We start from the raw sequence: 8,997 nt of genomic DNA on the forward strand, positions 1-8,997 counted from the left end.
ACTTCACTGGGTGCTTAGAAAACTGGGAGAAATTTGCGGTTTTCGCCTGCAGGGTGAATTCATGGAAGACCCAGCCGCCCAACGCCTCCTACTTTACAATACATTTTCCCTGGATGGCGCGCCAGGAACACCAGCCACGGTGATGGATTACAGAAACCATTTGCCGTCAGATCTTTCTGTCCGGATGTTGTTTCTTGCTTTAAAACTTCCTCCTTTTGGCGTGACCAGCTTTTTCGATGTTCAGCGCCGGGTGATCACCATGCACTACACCGAAAGCCGCCTGGCCATTCCGACCGCTATGGATGTCACGGAAAAAACGATTCCGTTGATCTTGCCAGGCAACATTTTAGACCGCCGCCTGGAACTGGATTGGGAGCTGGACACAGACGACGGACTGATGAAAACAGTACCCTCGGAATTTGAAAAGTATACCTCCGAGCTTTACAATGACGAAACCCTTTTCACGCTTAAAGGCAAGTTCTCAACCCTGAAAATGGATACAATAACCGGTTTGCCGATTACCGAACAAAACGGGATTACCAGCCTAACCGGACAGATGGAAAAGAAATTCAAACCCCGTCTTTTGTACTGGCACGGCCTGATTGCAGGAGTTCCAACAGCCAAAAGTGAATATGGCAGCACGCGCCTTTCTTTCCATGGATCCAACAATTTGCGAAACAAGTTCTGGAAACGTTATGAAAAATTCAGGGGTAGTACTTTTCCAGCATCGCCCAGTGTTCAGCTCAATTCGTCGGAGCTGGCCAGGCTGGATTTTCACCGGCAAGGCTCAAGCGAAATGGCGGTTCATATCCGCGGGGTGGACTACTTCGTACAGTCCATAAAGGCTAGTTTGCCCCTGTCCAATGTTTCAGTACTGGAAGTATTTAAACGCTAAATACCGTCCTACTCTAAAACCCGCATAGCTAACAGATTTGATTTTCAAAACTGTAAATTAAATCTGTTAGTCATGAAAAAACATGTTTCTATCTGGCTATTGGTCCTGCTTACAAGTATGGCCAGCTTTGCCCAGAAAATCAATGTTGACGTCACGCTCCCCGATAGTATTGCCGGGAAACAATGGGTGATCGATCAAATCCGGAAAGCGGTAGCAGGTGAACAGCCGCCAGCGGTTAATCCTTGCAAAGCCGGTCCGGAATTAAAAGGCGTTTCCAACGTTTCAGCTACCGGTCTGAATGGCGAATTTCACGGTATTGACGTGGCCCGGATCAAATGGGCAATCCTGAACGCGTCCGGAAAAGAGGTTCGTTACGGTGACGTTAAGCCCGAAGACAACAAACCGCGGATCCTGTTTGACCCGTTGCCGCCTGGCAGCTACACGCTGACATTCCGCGGATCCTCTTGCAGCTCTGAAATTTTTACGTATCCCTTCACCATCCCAGGAGAAACTGGATCGGTTTTAAAAGACTGCGAAAAAAAGCCGACCATTACCAGCATTGTGCCTGACCTGGAAGGCGCAACCGTCGTTTTTGATGCCAGAAATTTAACGGCACTTACTTTAACATTGCTTTCGGATCCGCCTAATTCCATTAAATCGGCAAGCTATAATCCGGAAAGCAACACCCTTTATTTCAAATATGGTACCCAAAAACCTGGTGAATACCTGATCCGTCTTACCCCGGTCAGCTGCAAATGGGATCCGTTTGTCAAATCTTTTACGATCAAAGACAAGGGTACCGGTGTTATTGTCCCGCCCGTTGTGGTCGATCCACCCGTCACAGATCCCGGAACCGGATCGCCGGCCGCAGGATCGCCTGCCGATTACAATTACAGCATTGTTACAAAAGGGCATGACGATCATTTAAAGCTGACCGACACCAAATCGGGGAATGTCAATATTTTGAATGACTTGTCTAGCCCGCCGCTTGCGGATGGGTATGAATACCGCTATATGATCAACGCGGATCTGATCAAACAATCCACGCCCCTGAAAGACTATGTTTTTGCGGGACACAACCCCCTTCGTGTGATTAAATTCCAGACCAAGAAAGGCCTGGAAACACTGAATAAATGGTCTGATAAGCCAGAAGGAGGCGGATATTATGATCACCTGGCCGGACAATCCTTTTACCCAAACGTTACGGCCGGACTACAAACAGGTGTGTTCCAGGGACCGCAGGAAAAGGCCGGTTTCTTAAATCATATTCCGCAAAATTACGACCCGAGTTTGCAGGCTCCCCAATGGGCGGACATCATGCCCGACCTGAAACTGAGCTCCAACTGGAAAACAAACATTTGATCCAGGAAAACCTTGCGCTCAGGATCCATAACGATTTGAAAGACAAAGAACCAGCACTTGCCGCGCAGGCTTTTAAAATTCAGCTGGAAGCAATCAGGCAGAAAGGCAACCGCAATTTTTGGACGGGTGCGGGCATGGGAGCGTTGGGCACTTTAATCATTCTTAAATTATGAAAACACTTAATTCGATGTTTGCAAACATCTCAGATAAGCACTTTTTAGCCGTATCGGCCGCCTTCGCAGGCATCAAAACAGTTTTCGACACCTACATTTTTTCAGACTGGCAGTTTGTGCTTTTCCTGATCGTCATCATTCTTGTCGATACAGTTTTGGGCACTTACAACGCCTGGAAAAAGAAAACTTTGGAATCCCGAGCCTACGCCAAGCTATTCGAAAAGATCCTGATTTACGGCGGGATCCTGATCACCTCACACGTTCTGATCAGCTTCACAATTTCCGGGACGGCAACCGGACTTTTTAATTGGTTAGATGACCTGATTTTCTGTACCATCATGATCCGGGAAGCGATTTCGATCTGTGAAAACATCGGAGAGATCCGTCCGGACTTACTCAACAAAAAGCTCCTGGCCAGACTAAAAAAGTTTGACGAATCGGGCGAATTTAAAGACTTAATATAATGGAAATCATTGTAACAAGGCGCTGGCGCGGCGTGAATAGCACCCTTTTGTCTGTCGTTGTAGACGGCAAAGCGCATCATTTTATTTTAGAAGATCGTGACAGAGGCCTAAGATCTGACATGGATCCGGATCAAATCAAAAGCGAAAAGATTTACGGCAAAACGGCCATCCCCACCGGCCGCTACCAGGTTAAGATCACCTATTCTAACAGATTCAAAAGGTTATTACCTATCCTTATCAATGTGCCTGGCTTTGCAGGGATCCGGATACACCCAGGTAACAGGCATGTTGACACAAATGGCTGTTTGTTGCCTGGTAAAACCTACTGGAAAGAGGAACAGGATTTTATGGTAGGTACCAGCCGCACAGCATGCCAGGATCTGCAAAGTAAAATTGCGGATGCGATAAAACGAGGGGAAACGGTTTGGTGTGAGATTGTAAGATTATAATTTAACAAATAAAGAATTGTACGAATGTTAAAGTTGAAAGATTTAACATCCGTACAATTTTAATATTCGTTGTGATCCTTAAAATCAATAAAATTTTCTAATGTTGTTTTATTTTCCTTTTCAGCAAATTCCTTAGTTGACACTTTCTTAGTTTCTTCTTCAAATATTGGTGAAACATTGATTAATAATTCACCTTGATCCTTGAAGTCTTTTGAAATCAATTTCCAACTTATAGTTAATTGCGAGTCTACCGGCATCGGTTTGATAAAAATAAAATCTGATTCATATATATCCTCGCTTACCAAAATTTTTTTTGTTGGTAAAAGTTGAAAAGTTTTTTTTTCCAAGTTGATAGCTACGTCAGAATGACGAATATTCCTAGCAACGGCCATTCCAATATGTTTTTCATTCGTATCCGCAACATCTATGATTTTCGGCAAAATATTTACAGATAACTTAAATTCTTCTATTGCGCTGGTACCTAGATTCTGTATCAACATCTTAAATTTAAAAAAACTTAGATCAGATGTCGTTAGTGATGGGATTTGATAATTGAATGCCCCAATAAAAGGCTCGTAATCATTACCACTTCTAGGAATGATTGTTGCTCCAGGAATAATCCTCTCCTTTACATATGTTACCCTTTTAAATTTTGGATAAACATCTATCTCTGTTGCATTTTCTAAAAAAGTAACTGAAACTTTTTTAATAGACTTAAATTTATTTATACTCATGTACCAATCGTGTGTTTGCTGATTTTCGTCAATTAGCTCAGCGATATCCTCCCAACTGAATAAATGAATTTCAAAATTTCCATTTTCTTGACTTAATAGATCCTGTTCACGAACGAATGATTCAATTTCTTGATCCTTATTGGCAGTAGTTGCAAAATAAAATTTTTTTAACGGTGGATAAAATGTCTTTGCTTTTTCAATCTCACATAAAATCTCTTTTCTTGTAAACTGTTTATTTGAGTATTCATCTTTCCCTTTGCACTGAATACCGTAATATGCCTTTTCGTTTATCGGTCGTCCAACCACATCTACTCCATGCTGATTCTGCCCACTTCGACCATTTTTTTTTATCTCAGGACAATTCCAAATTTCCCCCCAAAGCTTTTTGCACAGTGTTTCGAAATCTTGCCAATTCAAAGGCTTACGAAGTGATTTTGCAGCGTCCATTCAAAAGTTAATTAGGATTTCCTAGGTAAAGATCAATAATTTAGTTTTCCTACTCAACTATTGCCAATTCTGGAAAAAGATCCAAAGCATCTTCGTCCAGGAATAAACCCAAATCACGCAAATATTTATCAGTGGTATTAATATCCTTATGCCTACACTGCGCCTGAACGAGTTTGATATCCTTGGTTACCTGGTAAATCGCGATCGCACCCGTGTGCTTCCATCCGTAAAGATCGTAATCCTGGTCGGTTAAATTCGCCATTTCCAGAACCTTACGGTTATGCATATACATATACTTACTACCTACCGGATTTGGCCCTGGCTTGCCTGACAATGTGAATATATAGAAGTTTGGCGGGTAGCTTCTCAGATCATATTGTTGGATTATTAGCTCAAATGCTTTGGGTTTTCTGACGTGCTCAGTTAAATTGTTTTTTGCCAATTCTCCGGGTACGACAATTGTCCTTTTTAAAATGTGCTTAATCTGTAAATTTTGAGCTTCTTCAGCTGGCCGAAAAAAACCGTAGTAAATAAAATTGACAAATAACCAAAGTTGCTCATCCCCTAATTTTTCCAGGCAAGTTTTCTTGTATAATGTTATTTGTTCACGTGTATATGGAATGTGTTGTCCGGATCTGCCTTTTCGCTTAACGATTTTCAAAAATGGATTTACCTTTAGAATCTCTCTGCTTGTGAACATAGTCCACATAGTCCGGAGTGTGCCAATGAAGTTGGAATAGGTCTTTTTCGAATAACCCACTTTTTTAGTAGGATTCCCGTCCTTATCCATTTTGACTTTTCTATCAAGATAGTCCGAAAACAGATACACCTCCTTTGTTCCGAACCTATGAAGTGGAGTGTGGGTCAAACCAGCACTTTCAGCCCAGTCACCAAAAACCTTTAAGTCTTTTACATACCCCTTTATTGTATTTTCAGAGGCAGTCCGCTTTTTTGAATTTAGAAAAAACTCAATTGCTTTTTCTATGGTGGTGTTTTTACTTAATTCTGTTAGCGGGACTATAATTTCATCAATGAAACCACCAGTAGACAGAGCCTCATTAATAATCGCTATTAGCTCTTTTGCCTGCTGATATCTTTCCTTTTTGGTAGGTTGATTAAACTCTGTCCGCTTTCTTACAAGTTGGTTTTTTCTTTCAGACCAAACATAATAATTGACGGTCCAGGTCTTAGACAAATCTCCGCCTTGATCCGATAAAATTGCTTCTCTAAATGGATATTTTGGCGTCCCTTCGCCCATAATTAAACCATGAATATCATAGATGTACTGGCGCCAAACTGGCGGCAATACACTTTCTTGAACGCAAAAAGAGCCGTAAGTATCTGACTTACAGCTCTTTAACCCTCGTGGAGACGGAGGGAGTCAATAGCAATTAACATGCAAAACGCTGAAATACTGATTATTAAGCTTTTATGTAATTGTCCCGAAGTCATTGTAGTAACGTTAATTGTTATTTTTGTCCCGCTATTTGTCCCGGAGGCGTAGCGTTTCAATGATGTCTGTTAATAGTTTATTCTCTCTTTCTAAGCGTTCAATTTTCGCTTTGTCTTCTTTAATTTTCATATACTGGACACTTCCATTTCCAATAATGTTCGCATTGCCGTTCTGTGTGATATAGTTTACTTGAATGTTAATTTGTGGTTCATCGTAAGTTTCTGTTTGAGGGGAGTTTGCATAACGCAGTAATGGTTTTTGTGGGTTTTTGCTAAGTAAATTAAATAATAAACACAGGGTTAAATTTGTACTCATAAGCTACTGAATCAATTTGTTAGGTTTTTTGATCTTTCAAAATGCTAACCATTTGTTCTAATAATTGAATCTGTTTTTTTAAATGTTCATTTTCTGATTCAAGTATCTGAATCTTGCTATCTGGTCCTATAACGTTGTTTTGTCCTTTGTACTGAACTGATCCGGTTCCGGCAATGTTTGCGTTCCCCTTCTGATTGATATTGTTATTTTTTGTTAACAGGAAATATGACATGTCAACTTCGAATACTTCACAGACTTTTTTTAATAGAGAAGTGCTCACATCTTCTTTATCAAGGGCATCACTAAAACCTTTTCGAGAATAACCCATCATCTCAGCCGCTTTCACTTTGGTAATATTTCGTTCCTCAATTAATTGATTGATAATCAGGCCAAAATTGATGTTTGTATCCATTGTGCTAATAAATTGTAAAAATAAAAGGAGTGTTTTGTTTGCATTCTATGCTAACATTATGTTATCATTGTGCATTAATTCATTATCGAATAACGAAACTCTAATAACGAAAAACAATATGGACTTAGTTAATGGTTACAAAAAAGGTACAAAAGGTGCCAGGGATGTAGAAAAGGAAACAACCTTCTGGAAAATGTGGAGCAATGATTTACCCGGATCTTTCCCTAAAAAGCTGTTTACAGATGATTTCGAAAATCGTTGGAACATGGCATATCCGAATGTTTTAGCCAGGTTGAAAAAGGAAGAATTTGTTAGCTTAAAAAAAGACTTAATGTTCATGTTTGAGAATTACGGGATTGCCTTTGATTACAAAGGACAAGGTTTCTTCCTTGATAAAAGACAGTACGATTTAATTCAGGATCGTCAGGACATGGAGGCGGCGCAAATGTATGGAATGACAAATGTTTTATCCTGATGAACACCGGAACGCTGTATTCAGAAAAAAAGACTTTGGTTGAAAAAGTAATAGCACTTACGGAGCAAAGCCAAAATCAGGATAGCGCATTGATAAAGATTCTGACAATGGTAATAAACCACGCACAGGATTCGGAAAATCCATTGGACAGAGTTTTACGGGACCGGGTAATTGATGAAGTTTTAAAGCTGGATAAAATACATGAACCGCATTCAGGAACTACGAAACCAATTACAACTACATAATCGACAGGTTTCTTTTTCTTCTCAATTGTCAGATACCGAAAAGGAAATTCACAATTGCATTTCAGATCGAATTCAGCTGCAAATTGAATGTGAAGGTTTCAGGGATGCATATCGACTACAATTTCTGATGGTTAAATACAAACAGGTATCAGTAACGGAAAACGATTTGGTCATCATTGAAACCAAGACTTTTAATAAATGGGAAGACCTGACGAAAATGACATTTGACTTTATCAATACCAAAGAGGCGAAAGGTATTGCGTACTACGGAGATAAAATAAAGAAACTGAGAAATCAGATTGCCCAGGAAGAAACAACAACTCAACAATAATTCACATGGATCAGGAAGCATTAGAACTCGCAATTGCCGAACTGGATACGGAAACACTTTCCAGAGAATTACAATTAATGTTGAACAGAATGGATCAGGGCACAAATAAAGAAATCATCAGAACATTGCTGATGCTGACTTTAAAGCAAAAAAAACTGATCAGCATATTACGCAAGGATATCCACCGCGTGAAACCTACAATTGAAAATGTAAAAATTGAACAGTTTTTTTATCCAATGTCCACTACTGCCAGACCCGTACGCCGATGAGATTATTTTTCTTTATTGTCGAAATATACATCAAGTCCTTGTTCGTGATAGCCGTGGCATTGACTTCATTAATTCTCTCCCCCTTTTATCTACTTCATTGGATATTTAAGCAATCATAAATTGTATGGAAGTCAAATATTTTAAAGAAACCATTTTAGATGGTTATGTGCTTTTTGTTGCCCAAAATATTGACAACGGTCAGAATGTTGTCGTTTCCAGAGTAGGTGCAAACCTTTTGCAATCCCATTCTGTAACTCCGACTTGTATTGAATGCACACGTGAAGAATTCACGAAAGCATATTTTGAGGCATTGGAAAACATGGCAATGTTCCTTCTCGGCATAAAAGAAGTTTCCAGCTTTCCCGCTTGTCATAAATGCGGCCTGGACTTTCCTGAAAAAGATACCTATTTCCAAAAATGTAAAAACTGTATTCCTTATGAAAACTGAAACCGTATTTAAAAACACTTCCGAACTGGAAAACCTGATGCAATTATTATCTGATTTGAAAGAATTGCAGGGTTCAATAACGAGTGTCGAAAAAGGAAAAGTGAAACTTATTTCTATTGGCAAATTTGATGTAGAAAGCCCGGTAGAAATACCTGAGGACTTGGAAATACTGATTATTGACCGGATCAATTCAGGCAATGAGAAAAAGGTAAAAATACTTGAAATGGAAATAAGAGACTTATTTATAAAAAACTCTGAAACTCCTTATCAATGATGGTTTACACCTTTTCGGAAATGAGAAACAAACCGGATAAAAGATGGGTGAAATTCTACGGTGAATCTGATAATACTAATTCAATTATGGTAACTCTGTTTTCTGATGGCCGGGTGATCATTGACACGAAGATCAGAGCACCGGATTACAGGTTCACCAAGAACACCGGAACTAAGGAAAGGTTTGAAAATGCTTTCCAGATTGCCAGGAAACGTATTATGTCAATCCCCTCACGTAAAAAAGTAACAACT

Annotated in this window: 14 protein-coding genes and 1 pseudogene; 11 read left to right on the plus strand and 4 right to left on the minus strand. The window is 39.9% G+C overall.

What is annotated here, in order from left to right; translation table 11 throughout:
- The 5 genes and pseudogenes from AC1XUO_RS29175 to AC1XUO_RS29195 form a co-directional block, all read left to right on the plus strand.
- A pseudogene (locus AC1XUO_RS29175) lies at nt 1-895 on the plus strand (hypothetical protein); the annotation flags it as partial.
- 72 nt (nt 896-967) lie between these two features.
- Nucleotides 968-2,257 carry a hypothetical protein gene (locus AC1XUO_RS29180; protein WP_483333419.1) on the plus strand — a complete coding sequence of 430 codons (1,290 nt, stop codon included), beginning with the start codon at nt 968-970 and terminating at the stop codon, nt 2,255-2,257.
- Nucleotides 2,254-2,430: a hypothetical protein gene (locus AC1XUO_RS29185; RefSeq protein ID WP_483333420.1), complete on the plus strand. Its 177-nt coding sequence runs from the start codon at nt 2,254-2,256 to the stop codon at nt 2,428-2,430. Before AC1XUO_RS29180 ends, AC1XUO_RS29185 begins: the two co-directional genes overlap by 4 nt.
- Nucleotides 2,427-2,894 carry a phage holin family protein gene (locus tag AC1XUO_RS29190; protein ID WP_483333421.1) on the plus strand — a complete coding sequence of 156 codons (468 nt, stop codon included), beginning with the start codon at nt 2,427-2,429 and terminating at the stop codon, nt 2,892-2,894. Before AC1XUO_RS29185 ends, AC1XUO_RS29190 begins: the two co-directional genes overlap by 4 nt.
- A complete protein-coding gene (locus AC1XUO_RS29195) occupies nt 2,894-3,343 on the plus strand; it encodes a DUF5675 family protein (RefSeq protein WP_483333422.1) in 450 nt (149 codons plus the stop codon). The genes AC1XUO_RS29190 and AC1XUO_RS29195 overlap by 1 nt, the downstream gene beginning before the upstream one ends.
- A 59-nt stretch (nt 3,344-3,402) precedes the next feature.
- On the opposite strand, the gene AC1XUO_RS29200 is transcribed toward AC1XUO_RS29195, so the two are convergent.
- The 4 genes from AC1XUO_RS29200 to AC1XUO_RS29215 form a co-directional block, all read right to left on the minus strand.
- The gene (locus AC1XUO_RS29200) at nt 3,403-4,524 is read right to left on the minus strand and encodes a restriction endonuclease (protein WP_483333423.1); all 1,122 of its coding nucleotides are present in this window, start codon (nt 4,522-4,524) and stop codon (nt 3,403-3,405) included.
- A 49-nt stretch (nt 4,525-4,573) separates the two neighbouring features.
- Nucleotides 4,574-5,782 (minus strand): tyrosine-type recombinase/integrase, encoded by a 1,209-nt coding sequence (locus tag AC1XUO_RS29205; protein ID WP_483333424.1) that lies wholly within the window; start codon nt 5,780-5,782, stop codon nt 4,574-4,576.
- A gap of 225 nt (nt 5,783-6,007) precedes the next feature.
- Nucleotides 6,008-6,292 (minus strand): hypothetical protein, encoded by a 285-nt coding sequence (locus AC1XUO_RS29210; protein ID WP_483333425.1) that lies wholly within the window; start codon nt 6,290-6,292, stop codon nt 6,008-6,010.
- 19 nt (nt 6,293-6,311) lie between these two features.
- Nucleotides 6,312-6,704 (minus strand): helix-turn-helix domain-containing protein, encoded by a 393-nt coding sequence (locus tag AC1XUO_RS29215; protein WP_483333427.1) that lies wholly within the window; start codon nt 6,702-6,704, stop codon nt 6,312-6,314.
- A gap of 118 nt (nt 6,705-6,822) precedes the next feature.
- Here AC1XUO_RS29215 and AC1XUO_RS29220 point away from each other — a divergent pair, with 118 nt between their 5' ends.
- The 6 genes from AC1XUO_RS29220 (at nt 6,823) to AC1XUO_RS29245 (ending at nt 8,746) form a co-directional block, all read left to right on the plus strand.
- On the plus strand, nt 6,823-7,179 hold the full coding sequence (locus AC1XUO_RS29220; RefSeq protein ID WP_483333428.1) for a hypothetical protein: 357 nt from the start codon (nt 6,823-6,825) through the stop codon (nt 7,177-7,179).
- Nucleotides 7,179-7,424, plus strand: a complete 246-nt coding sequence (locus tag AC1XUO_RS29225; protein ID WP_483333430.1) for a hypothetical protein — start codon at nt 7,179-7,181, stop codon at nt 7,422-7,424. The genes AC1XUO_RS29220 and AC1XUO_RS29225 overlap by 1 nt, the downstream gene beginning before the upstream one ends.
- A 127-nt stretch (nt 7,425-7,551) precedes the next feature.
- On the plus strand, nt 7,552-7,755 hold the full coding sequence (locus tag AC1XUO_RS29230) for a hypothetical protein (RefSeq protein ID WP_483333431.1): 204 nt from the start codon (nt 7,552-7,554) through the stop codon (nt 7,753-7,755).
- Nucleotides 7,756-7,760: 5 nt separating this feature from the next.
- Nucleotides 7,761-8,024 (plus strand): hypothetical protein, encoded by a 264-nt coding sequence (locus AC1XUO_RS29235; protein ID WP_483333433.1) that lies wholly within the window; start codon nt 7,761-7,763, stop codon nt 8,022-8,024.
- A 124-nt stretch (nt 8,025-8,148) separates the two neighbouring features.
- Nucleotides 8,149-8,472, plus strand: coding sequence for a hypothetical protein (locus AC1XUO_RS29240; protein WP_483333434.1), 324 nt, complete (start codon nt 8,149-8,151; stop codon nt 8,470-8,472).
- Nucleotides 8,462-8,746 (plus strand): hypothetical protein, encoded by a 285-nt coding sequence (locus AC1XUO_RS29245; RefSeq protein WP_483333436.1) that lies wholly within the window; start codon nt 8,462-8,464, stop codon nt 8,744-8,746. The genes AC1XUO_RS29240 and AC1XUO_RS29245 overlap by 11 nt, the downstream gene beginning before the upstream one ends.
- Nucleotides 8,747-8,997: the final 251 nt, after the last annotated feature.

It is taken from the genome of Dyadobacter sp. HNCC25DJ186, assembly GCF_056895235.1.

Bases quoted from the DNA above. Each gene is read 5' to 3' on its own strand.
- AC1XUO_RS29215 (WP_483333427.1), bottom strand. From the start codon at position 6,704: ATGGATACAAACATCAATTTTGGCCTGATTATCAATCAATTAATTGAG.
- AC1XUO_RS29195 (WP_483333422.1), top strand. From the start codon at position 2,894: ATGGAAATCATTGTAACAAGGCGCTGGCGCGGCGTGAATAGCACCCTT.
- AC1XUO_RS29180 (WP_483333419.1), top strand. From the start codon at position 968: ATGAAAAAACATGTTTCTATCTGGCTATTGGTCCTGCTTACAAGTATG.
- AC1XUO_RS29210 (WP_483333425.1), bottom strand. From the start codon at position 6,292: ATGAGTACAAATTTAACCCTGTGTTTATTATTTAATTTACTTAGCAAA.
- AC1XUO_RS29240 (WP_483333434.1), top strand. From the start codon at position 8,149: ATGGAAGTCAAATATTTTAAAGAAACCATTTTAGATGGTTATGTGCTT.
- AC1XUO_RS29235 (WP_483333433.1), top strand. From the start codon at position 7,761: ATGGATCAGGAAGCATTAGAACTCGCAATTGCCGAACTGGATACGGAA.
- AC1XUO_RS29220 (WP_483333428.1), top strand. From the start codon at position 6,823: ATGGACTTAGTTAATGGTTACAAAAAAGGTACAAAAGGTGCCAGGGAT.
- AC1XUO_RS29190 (WP_483333421.1), top strand. From the start codon at position 2,427: ATGAAAACACTTAATTCGATGTTTGCAAACATCTCAGATAAGCACTTT.
- AC1XUO_RS29200 (WP_483333423.1), bottom strand. From the start codon at position 4,524: ATGGACGCTGCAAAATCACTTCGTAAGCCTTTGAATTGGCAAGATTTC.
- AC1XUO_RS29225 (WP_483333430.1), top strand. From the start codon at position 7,179: ATGAACACCGGAACGCTGTATTCAGAAAAAAAGACTTTGGTTGAAAAA.
- AC1XUO_RS29245 (WP_483333436.1), top strand. From the start codon at position 8,462: ATGAAAACTGAAACCGTATTTAAAAACACTTCCGAACTGGAAAACCTG.
- AC1XUO_RS29205 (WP_483333424.1), bottom strand. From the start codon at position 5,782: ATGGGCGAAGGGACGCCAAAATATCCATTTAGAGAAGCAATTTTATCG.
- AC1XUO_RS29230 (WP_483333431.1), top strand. From the start codon at position 7,552: ATGGTTAAATACAAACAGGTATCAGTAACGGAAAACGATTTGGTCATC.